Origin of the sequence: Methanolacinia paynteri (genome assembly GCF_000784355.1) — an archaeon.
GTDB classification, from domain to species: domain Archaea; phylum Halobacteriota; class Methanomicrobia; order Methanomicrobiales; family Methanomicrobiaceae; genus Methanolacinia; species Methanolacinia paynteri.
The window spans coordinates 1-16718 of sequence record NZ_AXDV01000028.1; the positions used below are offsets into that span (position 1 = coordinate 1).

Sequence of the window (16718 nt, forward strand, 5' to 3'; positions counted from 1 at the left end):
TGTCGCGATAAGTCGCAAAAGGGGATGCTCGTCCATCCCCTTTGCGACTTATCGCGACAGGGGGAGGGTCGCAGGGAGGGGGAGTATCCCCCTCCCTCATTAATCTATTCAAAACCACTTCATCATCAGAACGGCATCCTCGCCGTTGTTATAATATCCGCCGATAACCATCACCTGAGAGTACCCAAGCTTTTTGTAAAAGCTGATCGCATCCCCGTTCGAGACACGAACCTCAAGCTGCGAGCCCTCCGCACCGCTTACGATAAACTCGTACTCCATCCTCTGCATAAGACGTCCCCCCAGACCCATCTTCCTGTATTCCGGGACGACGGCGAGGTTCATGATGTGACCGTATAGCACCTCAGATGTATCCTCGATCCCGGCGGTAATGAACCCGACTATATTCCCATCGCTCTTCAGTGTAAAAAAAGTGTTCGAGTAGTAAAACAGAACATCTCTGAACGCCTGTTCATTCCAGGGATCGGGAAACAGGTTATTCTCGATCTCGACTATCCGGGGGATATCCGGAAGTCCGGCACGGTTTATTTCAACATTATTCATATTGCATCGGTTATTGCGGCTGCCAGATCCGGCATACCATATTGATACATATTATTGGTCGGATAGTCATATTAGATTTAACAATAAAATAATTAGGAATACTCCTAAAAGAGGATTAAAAAATATGGTCAAAATATTCAGTTTCCCCGCAATCAGGCCAGCTGCAAAGGATGCCGGAGAAATTGCCTGTGTTCCCTACGACGTCATCAGCAGGGAAGAGGCGATGGAATGGATAGACAAACACCCGGACTCCTTCATGAGAGTAATCCGTTCAGATGCCGTTCTCCCCGATCTTCCCGCCGAATCGGAGGAAGTTTATGCAAAGGCTAAGAAAAACCTCGAACATATGATTAAAAACCGCCTTTTGGTAAGAGACGACAAACCCGGAATATACCTCTACAGGGTAAAACAGGGCGGAAGCATATACACGGGATTCGTAGCTAACGTATCGGTCGACGATTATATAGAAGACAAGATAAAAAAGCACGAACTGACACGCTACGACAAGGAGATCGACAGGACCACGCATATAGATGTGACAAATACAAACACGGGACTTGTCGTTCTCCTTTACAGGGATCCTGGCGATGTTTTTCATTACATAGAATCACTTATTCCTGAAGAACAGCCCGATTCCATAGTAAAAATGGATTCAGGAATAGTCCACGAGGTTTTCAGGATCTCTGACGATGCAAAGATCAAAAATATCATCCGCATGTTCGAAGGTGTTGATTCATTATATATCGCCGACGGGCACCACAGGGCGAAATCGTCTGTAAACGTCGCGCTGAAGCGCAGGGAGAACGGGACCTCAACGGAAGAGTCGGAGAGATTCATGGCAGTAATCTTTGCCGAAAACAGGGTAAAGATCCACGGCTACTCAAGACTCGTCACGGATCTCGGGGAATATACTCCCGAATCCTTTATGAAGGCGCTTGGAGGAAAATTCGAGATAAAAAAATACGGTGAGATCGACGATACAGTATTCAGGATACCCCCGTTAAAAGAATCCGGTATCCCGCGCCATGTCTTTCACATGTACATCAAAGGCGAATGGTATGAAATATCATGCCCGGTCGAAAATCCTGAAGACACCATAGGATCACTCGATGTTTCCGTTCTCCAGAAGAAGGTCATGGAGGATATGCTTGGGATAAACGATCCCAGGGGAGATCCGAGGCTGCAGTATCTCGGCGGCGCAAGACCCCTTTCCGATCTTGAAATGCGTGTAAACAGCGGGGAATTCGCAGTCGCTTTCTCGATGCAGCCGGTAAAGGTGGAAACTGTACTTAAAACCGCCGACGAAGGAAACATCATGCCGCCCAAATCGACATGGTTCGAACCGAAGCTCCTCTCGGGTCTTACGTTGCACACTCTTGATTAAACCATCATTTTTTTCAAAAAAATTTCCTTTTCAGCATAAATACCACAATATCTTCCACATATAAAATCAGTTAGTAACGGTTTTATTAACCCTTCCAGATACTCTTTCTATAGATCTTTTCTGGGTGGTCGATGGTGGTTAAAAAAAACAGGCTGATTCTGATAATTGCAATTATTCTTGTTCTGGCATCCATCTGCGGATATGTATTGATTAATGGCATAAATCCCGGAGATTACCTGAAAGAGAACGGTCTTTTTTCGCAGTCGCCCGCACAGGAACAAACTGATTCATCAACAGATACGACGACTGCGGGGCAGAACACAGAAAGCGTGCCCGGCTTAAACCAGAGATCATTTGAAACTGCCGCCAATAAGCTCCATATCCTTGATTCGGAAGGCATTCTTGATCTGAATAACATTACATACCACCAGATCCTCGGGAGATTTGTCGACTTAAACGGCCTTGCAGATTCCTGGATGATCGGTGCAGGAAAGGACGGACAAAGCATCCTTTTAGTATACAATTCAGGCGAATGGAATGAGCAGGAATGGCCAGGGGCCCTGTCCGAAGAAACGATCGATATTGAAAACATCACCCTGCCTGAAGACCTTTATAAACAAAACAGCGAAATCATCAGGAAAACTTTAGCAGTGGCAAACGCTTCGTACTCCGATCTCTCCCTTAAAGACGGGATTTATACCATCTCCATTCAAAACACGAATAACATCGCGGAACTGAAATTCAAAGCGGACAGCGGGGAGATGATCTGACCTGAAAATGAGAACATTTAGGGAGAATGGAATTTTATCAGTTGATTTCCTGATAGGTTTTTCAATATTCCTGCTCGCCCTGATAATGATTCTTACAATGATCCCCGGTATCTTTGCAGGACTTGACAGCGCCCAGATAGATTACGATGCAGTCGCGTACAGAACATCCGTCATTCTCTGTGAAGATCCCGGCTGGCCTGCAGATGAAGACTCATGGGAGTTTATGGACACGTACCATAAAGACGATATCGACCGCCTCGGCCTTGCCGTATCATCCACTTCGTCCAATATACTCTCAAAAGAAAAAACGAAAGCTTTCTTCAATGAAAATGAGAATCTGGTCCTTGAAAACGACGATTACCACTCAAAGGTTCTCTTCGGTGAAATCCCATATTATTACAATATCTCATTAAAGATCGAAAACCATCCGGTCAATACCACGGGAAATATTGCACCGGATTCAGGCTATGGCTATATGAGACGCCTCGTCAAACTGAAAGAGCCCGGATACGCCAAGATAGATTCCGGCGAATTCAATAAAACGAATACAACCATCACAACCCTTAACCCATATGTGTATACCGGATTTTCTGTCATCTTCGACTATGCCGAACTCCATAACAAATCCATAGATGAAGCATACAGGTTCATGCTACATAGCGAACCCGCATCTATCACAATATACAATTTCAGCAGCTCGCTCAACCGGTCAGATATATACAATGTTACCCTCACTAAGATTAGGTTCATAAATGACGACAAAGAAGTTCCTATGGTTTACAGTACTTACCACAATGACACGTACCGGTTTTTCATCGACGGCATCCAACATACGATGCAGGGTCCGTTCGAAATCAGTGATGCGGACGAGCTGAAATTCGAAATTTATCCGCCTCTCATGTTCTCTGACGAAATTGGAAAATCTCTGTCAGTTGTATTCAACATGACATACGAATTTGTCCCCGACGAATCAATGAAGCACTATTACATCTCTGGTGATATTCCCTACACCTACAACAAGGACTATATGACCGAACCATACCTGAAAGACGGAGTTATGGAGGTTATGATATGGTAATCTCAGATGATTGTGGTCAGCTCTTTACAATCGAAGGACTTGTTGCAGGACTGATAATGCTGTCAGCGGCTTTCATCGTCGCAGATTCTATCACGATATACACGCCGGGCGACGCCCATATATCGGACATGCAGCTGGAACAGCTTGGCAGCGACGCACTCCTGATGCTTGACACCGCGAACAACTATAGCGAAAAAAGTACTCTAAGAACTGTTGCAGAGATGATTGACAACGGAGGAACAGACGCCTACAATGCCAGTATATTGTTTAAAGATGCATTTAAAAATGAGCTCGCGAGAGGATCAGGAACGTCGGAGATCGTGGATTCAATAAGATACAATGCAACTGTCTATTACAGGAATACCGGATCGAACAGTGTCATGAGTTATGCATTAGGAGACAGCGGAACCGGCGAAAGCCAGCCGATAGGAAGCGAAGTCTCACGCCAGCCCGAGATCAGTACCGGACGGCTTGTTCTTGTCGATGACGGCGCACAAAACAGAATATACAGGGTAGAGGTGAGACTATGGAGAGAATGAACGAAGACGGACAGTGGATAGTCCTGATGGGATTCATCGTCAGCGTCTCTCTCTTCGTTCTTGCAATTATCATCAACCAGTCGGTGACGGTAGGACAGACCACATCGGAGGCTGTTCTGGAATTTCCAAAGAATGAGATCACAGAGGTCCGCGAAGCAGTTATTGATATCGCAAAAAAAGATCCTTCGTCCGACATTCTCAAAAAGGACCTCTACGCTCTCTCGATGGACAGGATGAATGCCGTAGTATACTACGATATAACGAATAAAAAATATGAGGATGACTACTACAAATACGACGAAATCCTGATCCGTTTCAACAACGGGGTGACTAAATACAATGAGACCTATTGGCTGCCGGAAAAAAAATGAAGGTGGGATTTATCGCGTGAGGGACAAAGATGAAGCCGTAAGCACGGTCCTTGAATACATGAATATAACAGCGATTCTCATTGTAATGATGATCCTGCTCACCCTGCTTATCAACTCAGTAATTATCGAAGATTCTTCGGAGAAACTGAAGTATCATGCATTTGTCGACATAGGAAACGGGGTCAGTACAAGGATAGTAGATCTATATGTAATCGCTCCGTCAAACGGGCGGATCGTGACAAACCTCGATCTTCCCGAAGACGTGGCAAACGGGGATTATACGGTGAAGATGGACCCGTCGGCAACTGGTGCGGCACAACAGATTATTGTCACCGACGGAAACGTGAAGAGTGTCATATCAATTGCAGGGATAGGTGCCACCAAAGCTGTAACAGGCAATACGACGGGAAGCGGTCTCAACAGGATAATATACGATTCAGGAGGAGTCTGAAGATGATAAAAGAATACGGCAGCGAAGGAGTATCCGAGTCTATCGGATTCCTGATAATGTTTACAATAGTTCTTACCGGAATTGCAATGGTCTCTCTTGTAGGGTACCCGATGCTTATCCAGACGCAAATCAGTTCTGACGAGAGAAACATGGAGCAGGCAATGATCTCGGTCCAAAACGATATGAAAATAATGACCTTCAGCAATGTCCCGTTCCGCGATTCAACAATTAAGGTATCGGGGGGAGGGCTTACCGCGATAGACAATGCCTCCCTCGGACAGAGTTTCACGATCTCGGATGATACGGGCACCGGATTCAGCGTTGAATACAAGCCGGGGGCTATCCAATATGAATCGGATGACGGGACCGCAGTCCTTACTCTCATGAACGGCGCAGTAGTCAGGAGGGAAAAATTCCAGAACGGTTCGGTCATGATAGCCGAACCCCGGTGGTTCTACGATATAGACGAAAAAACTCTCGTAATTTACATGACTGTCCTGAACGCGGACAGAGAATACTATGAACGTGGAATCGGAACCATCAAAATGAGCATGAAGACACAACCTGTTATAATTGACACTCCATACGGGACACCTGCAAATGTCACGGTCACCTATGCATACGATCCTGACGACGATTATTCGGTCGCATGGAGAAATTACCTGACCGGAGACTCGATAGTGGAAGGAGGTTTTGCAGAAACCGGTTCAGGAAAGTATTCACTTAGCGGAGTGGAAAGGCTTGTAGTAAAGGAATACGATATAAAAATTGAGAATATGTAAATTTACCTGATTTACAGGTAATTATTTCTTCTCAGCCACTCGACCTGCGGCTTGGTATATCTGTATATTATATCACACTTCTCGTCCTGGAAATCCCACGGGACAACAATAAGGACATCCCCTTCGCGAATCCAGACGCGCTTCTTGATCTTTCCCTTGATTCGCCCTGTTCTTGTTACGCCGTCATAACATCTTACGCGGATATGATTTGCCCCGAGCATAAGGTCTGCCGTTGCAAACATCTCCCTTTTCTTGGAATTCGGAAGTTTTACCCTGATTATGGCTTCTTCATTGTTTTGATTATTATTGTAACTTGCCAGAAATTTCAACTCCAGATAATATACTTTTGTTTTTATCTATTATATTAATTAGGATAATAGCCGAAACAATTCCTTCATTTTTTTGTTAACGGGTAAATTATCCATATAGAGAAAATTAATTGCCTTTGAGTAGCTTTTTTAATATATGGATGTCCTGCCGTTTAGTACATGGTATTACATCATGGGCATAGTAGGCATAGCTGTATTTTCCATCACCGGAGTTCTGGCAGGGGCAAAGAGAGGGATGGATCTCTTTGGCATTGTTATCATCGGCGTTATTACCGCACTTGGCGGCGGTACATTAAGGGATCTTATCCTTGACGTTCCTGTCTTCTGGATCAACAATAACCTGTACATTGCAATCGCCCTCTCTGCGGCAATAGTCGCATTCTTCCTTGCAAAACCGTTATGGTGCTCGTACAGGGCATTGCTGATTCTCGACGGACTCGGTGTCGCTCTCTTCAACGTGCAGGCGATAGATAAGACACTCGCATACGGCTTCAGCCCGGTTGTCGCAGTAATTATGGGTATAATCACAGGAATCACCGGGGGAATAATACGTGATCTGCTCGCAGGAAATCCAAACCTTATACTTAAACAGGAGCTCTATGCAACCCCGATACTTATCGGAGGAGTGTTCTATATCATATGGCTGACATATCTCCCGGATGCTCCCTTTGGAAGTCTTTTAGCAATACTGATCGTATTCTTGATCAGGTTTGCTGCGATAAAATGGGATCTCAGGTATCCCCGCTGGCTCCTTTTTCCGGGAAAAGACGATTCATAGTAAAAGGAGACATACTGAAAATATTAGTAATTATTTTTCAAAAACATCTCAAATTTCTCGAGGCATTGCTCCATGTCTTCTCTTCCGAATCCTACCCTGAAATGTGAATCTCCGAATTCATAGACAGTCGAGGGCAGAAGAAGAACCCCGGTTTCATCAACGACCTTTTTGCAGAAATCAGCAGCTGACTCTCCATTCTTCAGTTTCACAAAACCGATCGATGCCGCCACTGGCCGGACCCATTCAAAGAGATCTGAGTGCCGTTCCATGAATGAATCCAGTATCTCAAGATTCTTTCTTATAATTCCAAGACTCCTGTCAACAAGACGATCGGAATGCCTCAATGCAACAGCCGCAAGGTACTCGGACGGAGCACTACTGCAGATAGTCGTATAATCCTTAAGCGAAGAGATCTTTTCGAGAGTCTCCCTGTCCCTTGCCGCTATCCAGCCCGACCGGAGTCCTGCAAGACCGAATGCCTTAGACATTACACCAAGGGAGAATCCCTTTTCGTATAGATCTGCTGCCGCAGGAAGACGGGTTTCAGGATCGAATTCAAGCTGCCTGTAGACCTCGTCTGAAAATAAATAGAGATCATGCTTCTTCGCCACACTTACAATCGTCCCGAAGTCTTCTTTCGATAAATTGAAGCCGGTCGGATTATGCGGGCTGTTGATTATAATCGCCTTTGTGTTTTCACGGATATTTTTCACGAGAAAATCCGGATCAGGCCTCCATCCGTCCTCCTCTTTCATCTCCCAGAGAGTGACCTCACAGCCGATTGCCTTCGCTATCTCATATAGCGACTGGTAGGCAGGGAACTGGACGATCACATGATCACCTTTCGAAAGAACCACATTCATGAAAATGAATATCCCTTCCTCCGCACCTGCAAAGGTGATTACATCATCCGGGGATATATTACCATAAAGCTTTGAGATCTCTTCCCTGAGTTCCTTTCCTCCACGGGCTTCAGTATACCCCAGGCGAAGATCCATCAGGCCCGCTTCCGCTCCTTCTTCAAATGAAAGCAGTTCGCTGACGGTTATTGTCTCGCAGTCTGATGTACAGAGAAGATGTGGGGCTGAAAATTCATAGATTCCCATGTATTTTTCAAGCAGGAAATTTTCAGGTCTCATGAAAGAATAATTTGTATTCCTTTTCTGAAATAACTGACCCGGTTGCTGAAAAAGTTAAGGAGGCGTGGATCAAATATTTATCAATGGAATATCGTTTTGCTGCGAGGATGAGAAATGCACCGGAATCGTTCCTGAAGAAACTATTCGCAGTATCATCAGATCCCTCGATAATATCATTTGCAGGCGGACTCCCTGATTCAAATCTTATAGATGTCCCCGGGATCAGGGAATCTGCAGCCCATGTCCTGGAAGAGGAGGGAAGAGAGGCACTCCAGTATACGACGACGGAAGGTTATCTCCCGTTAAGGGAGTTCATAGCTGAGAGGTACAGGAAAAGGCTCGGGATCTCCGCCTCAGCGGAAAATATCAGGATCGTCAACGGATCGCAGCAGTGCCTTGACATTATAGGCAAGATATTCATAGAGAATAAAGACGTAATAGGGATCGAGAGGCCGGGTTATCTCGGCGCAATAGAGGCTTTTTCACTATATGAACCGGTTATAAAAAGCGTCGACATGAACGAATCGGGTCCGGATATGAGGGGGTTCGAAAAGCTCGTAACGGATGATAAGATCAAATTCTTCTACGGGATTCCCAATTTCCAGAACCCGACCGGCAGATCATACTCTTACGATGCAAGAAAACAAATCGGCGGGATCATCGGAGGAACTGGATCGCTCTTCTACGAAGATGATGCATTCGGAGAACTGGCCTTCGATCAAAAACCGAGGATGCCGGTGAACAAATTCGCACCTGAAAACGTGATCACCAGCGGATCATTCTCAAAAACCGTCGCCCCGGGTATGAGAATAGGGTGGATCATGGCCCCGCCGGAGATAATATCCGTATTCGATACGGCTAAACAGGCAGCCGACTTGCACTCTAACTTCCTCTGTCAGAAGATCCTTGACCACTATCTCAGGAACAACGACTATGACGCCCACCTGAAGCGGGTAGTATCAGTCTACCGGGACAACTGCATGCTGATGCAGGACCTTCTCGATGACATGGCGAATATCGGGATTACGCATACCAGCCCTGAAGGCGGGATGTTCATGACCGCCGGACTTCCGAAGGGCTTATCCTCGATGAAAGTTTTTGATGACGGAATAAAAAACGGTGTAGCCGTTCTTCCCGGCATTCCGTTTTATTCAGGCGACGGCGGAGACGATATGATCAGGCTCAACTTCTCGAATACCAGCGAGGAAAATATAAAAGAAGGGATGAAAAGACTCTCAAAAGTTCTTAAGACAGGCTTATGAGAAATTGCAAAAGGAAGTCCGAGTTGTCTTCGTACCAATCCGGTCAAAAACGCTTATGAAAAAGAGGTTTAATGGATTTTTTCATGTAAAAAACCCTCATGACGGGCGATTCCATCACACAATAACCGATAAAAATCTACAAAACCTGTTGGAATCAAGACAAGGGATCTAAAGGATCCCAATCGGGATTCCCAAACAAAAGCAAATAAACAGCCCAGGGGACCCTTGCCGGTCCCCCGGGCGTGCCGTTGGAAGATTATCTTAAGGCAAGGCCCCTGGGCAGGGGCCGTCCGGCGGCTTTGGGCGCCGGTGCCGGGGTCGCCTGAGAAAGACATGAGACAGTAAAGAGCCAAAAAGTTTGTTGGAATTCGGACAGGGGATCTAAAGTGTCCGGGTCCGGATTTTTATAGCAAAAGAGAATGATTATGAATCGAAGTAGCCGGAATTATTATCTCCGGCTCTTCAATTATTTTTATCAGTCAGGATATCAGACAGTATCTTTGAGATATCTATCCAGATAATCAGCGCCTTGTTTCCCGAATTATCCCGGCCTGATTTAATTATCCCTTTTACATATGCTTCCTTTGAAACGGATCCGTCCATCATGTCGATGTCTTCTTCAGGGACCTGGAGAACGCTCCGGACATCATCCACGATAAGTCCTATATTCGAACCGTTTGCAGCCTCGGAAACGAGAACTATGATCTTCCCGTTTTCAGCCGTGGCTGATGCGGAAAGACCCATGAGCTGGTTGAGATTGAGAATGTTTGTAATCTCTCCCCTCAGGTTTATGATTCCGGCGATATGATCAGGAGCTCTCGGGACGGGAGTTATCGGGATCATCTCAACGATTTCACGTGCAATCTGGATATCAAGGGCATACTGGACGCCGGATATCTCAAACTGCACCACATCCTTAAACGCAGACATGATTATCTCCCCCTAGTATTTGAACCTTGAATTAGCCGATTCAAGCTTCTGCACATAGGAGTTCACCTCATGCATGGCACTCCCGATCTCCTCAATTGATGCACTCGCTTCTTCTGCAAGTGCTGCAAGCTCTTCCGCGTCTCTCTGGACATCCTTTGTCTGCTCCGTGCCCGAATCCATCTCCCTTACGATATTGTTGGAGATATTTGCCTGGTCTTCAATAGCCTTCGTAATCTCACCGATATCGTTCGAGACCTGCTCGGCATTTTTGATAATCGTATTTAGGGCCTCAATTGCCTTGTTGACGCTTTCGACACCCTCGACTATCTCATCGTTTGCCGCAGTAATTGCATTTGCAGTCTTTTCACTGCTGGACTGGACCATCGAAACGACATTTTCTATGGAATCTGTTGCAGCCCTTGCTTCACCTGCAAGGTTTTTAACTTCACCTGCCACTACTGCAAAACCCCGGCCGTGTTCGCCTGCACGTGCCGCCTCTATTGCGGCATTGAGTGCAAGAAGGTTGATCTGCCCTGCAATATCATTAATGAGCTTTACAACCTTGCTGACCTCTTTAACTTTTTCCGTCAGATCCTGAATCTCACCGACACTTGCCTCGGCAATTGCCTTTACGTTGTTCATCTTGTGGTTTGCATCAATTCCAAGACTATTCGCCTCTTTGCCAATTACCACAACATCGTTTGTAGCATTGAACACTTCCTGGGACGTACTTGCAATCTCTTCATTTGATGCCGACAGATCGGCAATCTGGCGATTTACATTCTCAATGTTCCTGAGGAGTTCCTTCGTCTGCTCCGCGGTCTTCTGGCTGGTTCCCGCAACACCTTCCGCAGCCTTTGCAACCTCATCGGCACCCTTGCTGACCTCGTTTGAATTCGAGACGATCATCTTTGTTACTTCTACGCTTGCAGAGACCAGTTCGGAGACCGAAACGCCGATATTGTCGACTGCCGTCCTGAATTCAAGGAAATCTCCAGATACATATACGTTGCCTGAAAATCTTGCAGTGAAATCCGCATTCGAATATAGGCTGCATACCCTCATTCCCTCTTTTAGCGGCAATGCAACCGCTTCAAGCAGGTTGTTCATGTTTTCGACGATTTCACGGTATGCCCCTTCATATTTCGACACATCGACCCTGAATTCAAGCTTTCCCTCTTCTCCGGCACCGACAAGATGCATTATATCATCTGTAAGTCTCCGAACGGTATCGTTGACAGAACTTACGGAAGCTGTAACCTCAAGGAATTTTTCCCTGATCTCCATTGTCTTTTCATCGGCTTCGCCGACTTTTAATTTCAGATCCTCGGGTCTTCCCGAGGCAATACATTCAAGATCGGCAGCAACATTTGCAAGTTCCTGCTCAAGGTACCTTTGAGGCCTGATTATGTCTGTAAGATCCTGGACCGTCTCGACATAACCCATGGTATTTCCGTCTGCGTCAAGAACCGGCGCAGTTGTCTGCTTGCATTCCGTTCCGTGCCAGTCGAAGAAAGTCTCATTATGTCCTGTGGTTCTCAGTTGCCGGATACCGCAGTTTTCAGTATTGCATATATTTGCATTCGCAGTACTGCAGGGCATTCCATATGAAGACTCCCTGTTCTTTATCTCATTGTTCTCGATCAGGAGTGCTTCGAAAGCCTTGTTAAGGAAAGTCCATTTCATGTCATTGTCAGTTACATGAATCGGATACGGAACCGCATCAAGTATGGATTCATACCATGCCCTCTGGTTTTCGATATCCGTCACATCGTTCAATGTAATAATGACCTCAAGCGGTTTGCCGTTTTTGTCGAACTCCGGATCAATTGCAATCTGTATGATTCTCCTGTCGCCCTTAAAGGTCATATGGAATAAACCGCTCGCTCTTCTTTTCTTTTCCAGGGCATCCTTCGATCCTTCTCCGCTGATCTTTTGAAGACTGAATTCCCTGTAAAAATCATCCAGGCTTAATGATGTCAGCTTTTCCCTGCTGTATCCAGTTAGTTCGACGAAATCATCATTTACGATGACAATATTGAGACTGCCATCCATGATGAAGGAAGAAGTTGGTGTGCGAAGGATGGATTCGTAATAATATTCGGCTCTATCCTCGGCATCTTTCATCCCCCTCATCAGCCTGTTCACGAGCGAACAGATCTCCGAATATTCTTCTCCGACAGAACTCTCATCAATTGAAACCCCCCTGTTTCCATTGATATATTCAGTTATTTTCTTCTCTAAATAATCCATTGCCATATTAAATCCCTCCATTGAGTGATCCGTTATATCCGGATCAACTCTCAAGAGGCGTGTGAAGTTATTATCAATATATAACTTGGGAATGTTGCAGTTTTTTTAGAAGCAATTTCAAAAAAAGTAGAAACAGTTATCCAAATCTTTACCCTTTTTTTTATTATGTCCGACTGAAAATTAATTTCATGCAGAGTTTCCCGTGACTAACTTTTCATCCATTTCTTCCGTTTATAAATACACCGATGACCGGGGCACATGCACTCAACTCATAATAATTAGTCCCGGCATCTTCACAACAAAATCATTTCTTTTCCTGATCCTGTTATATCATCTTTCTCACTATGCACGACAGGTCCGGAAAACAAATTATAAAAGATATTTTACTGTTCCGTCCGGGTAATAGGAAGTATGAAATATGCCATAATTAAAGTACAAAATAATAATTAAAGATCCGGTACGCGGGAATACAAAATTATGAAGAGAAAGATACTCATGATTGCGGTATTTGCAATCTTAATACTGGCATCAGGATGTACAACGGAAGATGATTCCCTGGATGTAATCTGTATAATGCCGGAGGAAACAACCACGGTACAGACTTTTTCCCCGACCGAAACGACATCGCTCACACCCGAAGTTACGGAATCCCCGGAAGATAATGTTACAGGCTGGAAGGCCGACGGCATAATCGGAGAGGGTGAATACGAAAATAACGTTACCGGATTCAGGGATCTCTTCTATATACACTGGACATCGGATAACGAGACCCTCTACATGGGTATTCAGGGAAAGACATCCGGTTATGTTGCAGTAGGGTTTAATCCGGTTGCGATGATGAAGAATGCCGATATAATCTTAGGCGGTAATATTGGAACAGGGGGATCTTTATACATATACGATATGTACTCGCTCGATGCCTCCGGGACAATGAGATCCGACACCTCGCTTGGAGGAGAATTCAATATAGAAGAATCTGCAGGAACCGAGAAGGCTGCATTCCAGACCCTCGAGTTCTCAAGAAAACTGGATACGGGAGACAAATACGATTCTGTGCTCGAAAAAGGCAAATCAGCAAAAGTTGTATGGTTCCTTTCCAATTATGACGACCCGCTTTCAAATCAAATTTCTGGGGAAGGTTCTGTCGATATAATAATCTGAAAACCTTCACTGCTGATTCAGGAAACACAAAAATAAAACCCTCTCCCGGGTAAGACTCCAACCATCTATTCATTATCAGATTCAATAATCGGGATAAGCCATGACAGTCGATAAGATTCCTATCGGAAAATTTTCGGAAATTACCAGACTTTCAAAGAAGGCACTGTATTGCTACGAGAAGAAAGGGCTTCTGGTTCCTGTTCAGAAAGACATCTGTACTGGCTACAGGTATTACACACCTCTTCAAATCGAGAAAGGCATATGGATTAAGGCTTTATCGGCACTTGGATTTAGCCTTGACGAGATTGAGGTGATTACCGGTCCTGGCGATAAGAACTGCATCGAAGTCAGGGAGATGATGAGCAGGAGATTGAATTGCATTCGCGATGAGATCGAAAGACTGAAAATGGCGGAAAAGGTTCTCTCATCGGAGGACCCGTTCGGAGAGTTGTTTAAAATGGAGTTATTAAACTGGAAGGTAAAGGAGATCCCACCTCTGAGAGTTATTGCAATCAGGGGACACGGGCCGTATAATGAGATTGTCGGCGAACTTATCGGCAGATTGTGCGCTGAAGCCGCCACTGTACCCAACACGGGAGGACAGATGAAGGTCACAGGGCCGGTCATGACGATATATGAAGGCGATGAATGTGATGATTTCGGAGGATCCCTTGAGGTCGCCCTGCCTGTATCAGGCCCGGTTACTCTATCGGACCCTGATATATTGCTTAGGACGCTCCCCGGGGGAAAGGCACTGACGGTTATACACAAAGGATCATATAGCAAACTTGGAATGGCACACAAGAAAGTCTTTGATTATATCAACGAAAACGGACTGAATACGTGCGGAACAGGGAGAGAGCTCTATTTGAATGATCCCTCGAACACCCCTGAAGAAGATCTGCTGACAGAGATCCAATATCCTCTTGAAGATTAATGTTTCCATGGGATATCCCCAGGTTTTTCTTCTTTTTTACTGAACTATAACTATTTAAGAAAACACCGGTTATAATTCAACATACCGGGCAATCTCCGGATCCCACGGTATAAAAGGATCGGGATAATGAAACTGCGTCAGCCTAAAGAACATTACGAAGATGAGGAAAACCCACCTGTCATTCCGGGGCCGCTTTCCATAACTGTCAGCATAGGCCTTATCGTGACAGAGGATGAGTTTGAAGCTCAAAATGTCAACAGGGCGATTAAAGAGACAATTTTATCACTTGAAGAGATCCTTTCCAGCACTCCGCACACATATAAATTCGTCCTTCCTTATCATCCGGGAGGGGAACACGTCCTTCTCGAATCATTGCTGGCAGACCCGGTATGGAACAGGCTTAGAAATCCCGAGGTCGAACTCCTGAATCTTCCCGGGGAACTCTCGCTCCCATACAGGCTCTTCGAGGGACCTGTGAAATATAAACTGAGTATAGTAAACAGGGATGAAGCTACTCCCGGATTTGATCCTGTCTATGATTCGGTCATAGACAATTCGTCCCTTGTTCTGCTCGTAGGTGAATGGGAGCCGGGAGCGGAGAAATACAGAAAGGGGAGTATCTTCAGCCTCGCAAAAAGATACGGCAGAACGATTGTAGCAATAAACCAGTACTCCGGGCACAGCTACAGGCTTTCTCACGACGACAGGATATTTGAATCCTATACAAACCTGAATACATATAATACGGAAAAAATAGATGACAGAACATTTCTGGCAAAACAAAGGCAGTATATCAACCTGCTTGAAAACGAATCGGATCAGGCGGGGCTCCCCAGGGACGTCCTGAAGGATATCTATGCATCGCTAATCCCCAATTATACAAGGGCAAAGCTTCTTGCACGGAAATACAGGCGGAACTACACCTCCACAGGAACTCTTGTATCCGTCCTTGCCGCTCTTGCCGTTCTCACGATAGCAATGCAGACACTTTTCTTCACTGACTTTCCTGAACTCGTCTGGCTCGAGGTCGCGGAGATTGCTCTCATCATCGGGCTTATGACCGCCTCAAGATACGGCGATTATCACAGGAAATGGATCGACTACAACTTCCTTGCCGAAAGAATCAGGGCTGCATTTTTTATTTCAATAGTCTGTGTCACCTGTAAAAATCCCGACACTCCTCCGCATATGAGCCTTGCAAACAGGCCCAACGACTGGATGGTCATGGCGTTTATGTCGATAGTGTCTCTCAGGCCGACTACCTACTGCCGCCTGAACATCCCTTTCGAACCGATGAAAAAATTTCTCAAAGCGGCATGGATCAATAACAGGCTCGCTTATTATGAAAGAGAGAGCAACAGGTCGAAACAGAGATACAACCTCCTCGCCGTCACCGGGGAGCTGATCTTCGTAATTGTCCTGATTCTCGCAATAATTCATGCAACAGGAATCGGGCACTGGGAGATCCATACGGACATCACGGTTTCACATCTTCTCGCCTACCTGACAATAACGCTTCCCGCTGTAGGTTCCGCGATAGCAGCAGTCAGGGTCCAGAGAGAATACCTCAGGAACTCGGAACGCTACGTACATATCGTCCGCCACCTTACTGCCATCAGGAATGAAATGAAGCATGTATCGACCATGAACGAATTGTGTTCGCTTCTTGACGAGATGAACGAGATCACGCTTCGCGAACAGCAGGACTGGAGGATTATATTCAGGTTCAGGAAGATCGAAGCGATTTGAACTTTATGAATTGAATTTTCAACAGGCAACCCTTCCCAATTCTGATTATTTTTACAGGTGACCGAAGGTCCCCATAGGTTTCGAAAGAGGGACAGCCCTTCGGTAGGCAACCCTTGCGCAAGTTCGCTTCGCGAACACGCCCTGACCTCAGGGCTTTGCGCTCTCGCGATAACCCGGCCTGGACGCTACCCTTTCGGGTAGCCTCGGCCGGGGAGAACGAATTATAATAGATCCAAATTAATGA

General features: G+C 45.6%; 17 protein-coding genes. 12 read left to right on the forward strand and 5 right to left on the reverse strand.

Annotated features, from left to right (window positions below; translation table 11 throughout):
• Positions 1-108: 108 nt before the first annotated feature.
• Positions 109-561 carry a ribosomal protein S18-alanine N-acetyltransferase gene (rimI, locus tag METPAY_RS01315; protein WP_048148446.1) on the reverse strand — a complete coding sequence of 151 codons (453 nt, stop codon included), beginning with the start codon at positions 559-561 and terminating at the stop codon, positions 109-111.
• A 124-nt stretch (positions 562-685) separates the two neighbouring features.
• Here rimI and METPAY_RS01320 point away from each other — a divergent pair, with 124 nt between their 5' ends.
• From METPAY_RS01320 to METPAY_RS01350, 7 genes are all read left to right on the forward strand, one after another.
• Positions 686-1945, forward strand: a complete 1260-nt coding sequence (locus METPAY_RS01320; RefSeq protein WP_048148448.1) for a DUF1015 domain-containing protein — start codon at positions 686-688, stop codon at positions 1943-1945.
• Positions 1946-2076: 131 nt separating this feature from the next.
• Positions 2077-2715 carry a hypothetical protein gene (locus METPAY_RS01325; protein WP_048148449.1) on the forward strand — a complete coding sequence of 213 codons (639 nt, stop codon included), beginning with the start codon at positions 2077-2079 and terminating at the stop codon, positions 2713-2715.
• Positions 2716-2722: 7 nt separating this feature from the next.
• Positions 2723-3793, forward strand: coding sequence for a DUF7287 family protein (locus METPAY_RS01330; protein WP_048148451.1), 1071 nt, complete (start codon positions 2723-2725; stop codon positions 3791-3793).
• A complete protein-coding gene (locus METPAY_RS01335) occupies positions 3787-4332 on the forward strand; it encodes a DUF7288 family protein (protein WP_048148452.1) in 546 nt (181 codons plus the stop codon). Before METPAY_RS01330 ends, METPAY_RS01335 begins: the two co-directional genes overlap by 7 nt.
• Positions 4320-4703 carry a hypothetical protein gene (locus tag METPAY_RS01340; protein ID WP_048148454.1) on the forward strand — a complete coding sequence of 128 codons (384 nt, stop codon included), beginning with the start codon at positions 4320-4322 and terminating at the stop codon, positions 4701-4703. Before METPAY_RS01335 ends, METPAY_RS01340 begins: the two co-directional genes overlap by 13 nt.
• Before the next feature lie 16 nt (positions 4704-4719).
• On the forward strand, positions 4720-5154 hold the full coding sequence (locus METPAY_RS01345; RefSeq protein WP_245611492.1) for a hypothetical protein: 435 nt from the start codon (positions 4720-4722) through the stop codon (positions 5152-5154).
• Positions 5155-5156: 2 nt separating this feature from the next.
• On the forward strand, positions 5157-5936 hold the full coding sequence (locus tag METPAY_RS01350; RefSeq protein WP_048148458.1) for a DUF7289 family protein: 780 nt from the start codon (positions 5157-5159) through the stop codon (positions 5934-5936).
• Between the two features lie 11 nt (positions 5937-5947).
• On the opposite strand, the gene eif1A is transcribed toward METPAY_RS01350, so the two are convergent.
• A complete protein-coding gene (gene eif1A / locus METPAY_RS01355; RefSeq protein WP_013328487.1) occupies positions 5948-6265 on the reverse strand; it encodes a translation initiation factor eIF-1A in 318 nt (105 codons plus the stop codon).
• A gap of 136 nt (positions 6266-6401) precedes the next feature.
• Between eif1A and METPAY_RS01360 the strand changes: the two genes are divergently transcribed.
• The gene (locus tag METPAY_RS01360) at positions 6402-7043 is read left to right on the forward strand and encodes a trimeric intracellular cation channel family protein (RefSeq protein ID WP_048148461.1); all 642 of its coding nucleotides are present in this window, start codon (positions 6402-6404) and stop codon (positions 7041-7043) included.
• A gap of 23 nt (positions 7044-7066) precedes the next feature.
• On the opposite strand, the gene METPAY_RS01365 is transcribed toward METPAY_RS01360, so the two are convergent.
• The gene (locus METPAY_RS01365; protein ID WP_048148463.1) at positions 7067-8182 is read right to left on the reverse strand and encodes an aminotransferase class I/II-fold pyridoxal phosphate-dependent enzyme; all 1116 of its coding nucleotides are present in this window, start codon (positions 8180-8182) and stop codon (positions 7067-7069) included.
• Positions 8183-8265: 83 nt separating this feature from the next.
• Here METPAY_RS01365 and METPAY_RS01370 point away from each other — a divergent pair, with 83 nt between their 5' ends.
• Complete coding sequence (locus tag METPAY_RS01370; protein ID WP_048148470.1) at positions 8266-9444, forward strand: aminotransferase-like domain-containing protein; 1179 nt, start codon at positions 8266-8268, stop codon at positions 9442-9444.
• 462 nt (positions 9445-9906) lie between these two features.
• Here the strand turns inward: METPAY_RS01370 and METPAY_RS01375 are convergent, their stop codons facing one another.
• Together METPAY_RS01375 and METPAY_RS01380 are read right to left on the reverse strand one after the other, a co-directional pair.
• Positions 9907-10374, reverse strand: coding sequence for a chemotaxis protein CheW (locus tag METPAY_RS01375; RefSeq protein ID WP_048148465.1), 468 nt, complete (start codon positions 10372-10374; stop codon positions 9907-9909).
• Positions 10375-10386: 12 nt separating this feature from the next.
• Positions 10387-12633, reverse strand: a complete 2247-nt coding sequence (locus METPAY_RS01380) for a methyl-accepting chemotaxis protein (RefSeq protein ID WP_048148472.1) — start codon at positions 12631-12633, stop codon at positions 10387-10389.
• 471 nt (positions 12634-13104) lie between these two features.
• Here METPAY_RS01380 and METPAY_RS13990 point away from each other — a divergent pair, with 471 nt between their 5' ends.
• The 3 genes from METPAY_RS13990 (at position 13105) to METPAY_RS01395 (ending at position 16474) form a co-directional block, all read left to right on the forward strand.
• Complete coding sequence (locus METPAY_RS13990) at positions 13105-13788, forward strand: DOMON domain-containing protein (RefSeq protein ID WP_052418609.1); 684 nt, start codon at positions 13105-13107, stop codon at positions 13786-13788.
• A gap of 100 nt (positions 13789-13888) precedes the next feature.
• Entirely contained in the window at positions 13889-14725 is an 837-nt protein-coding gene (locus METPAY_RS01390) for a MerR family transcriptional regulator (RefSeq protein ID WP_048148467.1), read from the forward strand.
• Positions 14726-14851: 126 nt separating this feature from the next.
• Positions 14852-16474, forward strand: a complete 1623-nt coding sequence (locus METPAY_RS01395) for a hypothetical protein (protein ID WP_048148469.1) — start codon at positions 14852-14854, stop codon at positions 16472-16474.
• Positions 16475-16718 lie beyond the last annotated feature (244 nt).

Excerpts from the sequence above, each read along its gene's own strand:
- METPAY_RS13990 (WP_052418609.1), top strand. The coding sequence starts at position 13,105 with ATGAAGAGAAAGATACTCATGATTGCGGTATTTGCAATCTTAATACTG.
- METPAY_RS01360 (WP_048148461.1), top strand. The coding sequence starts at position 6,402 with ATGGATGTCCTGCCGTTTAGTACATGGTATTACATCATGGGCATAGTA.
- rimI (WP_048148446.1), bottom strand. The coding sequence starts at position 561 with ATGAATAATGTTGAAATAAACCGTGCCGGACTTCCGGATATCCCCCGG.
- METPAY_RS01370 (WP_048148470.1), top strand. The coding sequence starts at position 8,266 with ATGGAATATCGTTTTGCTGCGAGGATGAGAAATGCACCGGAATCGTTC.
- METPAY_RS01320 (WP_048148448.1), top strand. The coding sequence starts at position 686 with ATGGTCAAAATATTCAGTTTCCCCGCAATCAGGCCAGCTGCAAAGGAT.
- METPAY_RS01390 (WP_048148467.1), top strand. The coding sequence starts at position 13,889 with ATGACAGTCGATAAGATTCCTATCGGAAAATTTTCGGAAATTACCAGA.
- METPAY_RS01340 (WP_048148454.1), top strand. The coding sequence starts at position 4,320 with ATGGAGAGAATGAACGAAGACGGACAGTGGATAGTCCTGATGGGATTC.
- METPAY_RS01325 (WP_048148449.1), top strand. The coding sequence starts at position 2,077 with ATGGTGGTTAAAAAAAACAGGCTGATTCTGATAATTGCAATTATTCTT.
- METPAY_RS01380 (WP_048148472.1), bottom strand. The coding sequence starts at position 12,633 with ATGGCAATGGATTATTTAGAGAAGAAAATAACTGAATATATCAATGGA.
- METPAY_RS01330 (WP_048148451.1), top strand. The coding sequence starts at position 2,723 with ATGAGAACATTTAGGGAGAATGGAATTTTATCAGTTGATTTCCTGATA.
- METPAY_RS01375 (WP_048148465.1), bottom strand. The coding sequence starts at position 10,374 with ATGTCTGCGTTTAAGGATGTGGTGCAGTTTGAGATATCCGGCGTCCAG.
- METPAY_RS01395 (WP_048148469.1), top strand. The coding sequence starts at position 14,852 with ATGAAACTGCGTCAGCCTAAAGAACATTACGAAGATGAGGAAAACCCA.
- METPAY_RS01365 (WP_048148463.1), bottom strand. The coding sequence starts at position 8,182 with ATGAGACCTGAAAATTTCCTGCTTGAAAAATACATGGGAATCTATGAA.
- METPAY_RS01350 (WP_048148458.1), top strand. The coding sequence starts at position 5,157 with ATGATAAAAGAATACGGCAGCGAAGGAGTATCCGAGTCTATCGGATTC.
- METPAY_RS01335 (WP_048148452.1), top strand. The coding sequence starts at position 3,787 with ATGGTAATCTCAGATGATTGTGGTCAGCTCTTTACAATCGAAGGACTT.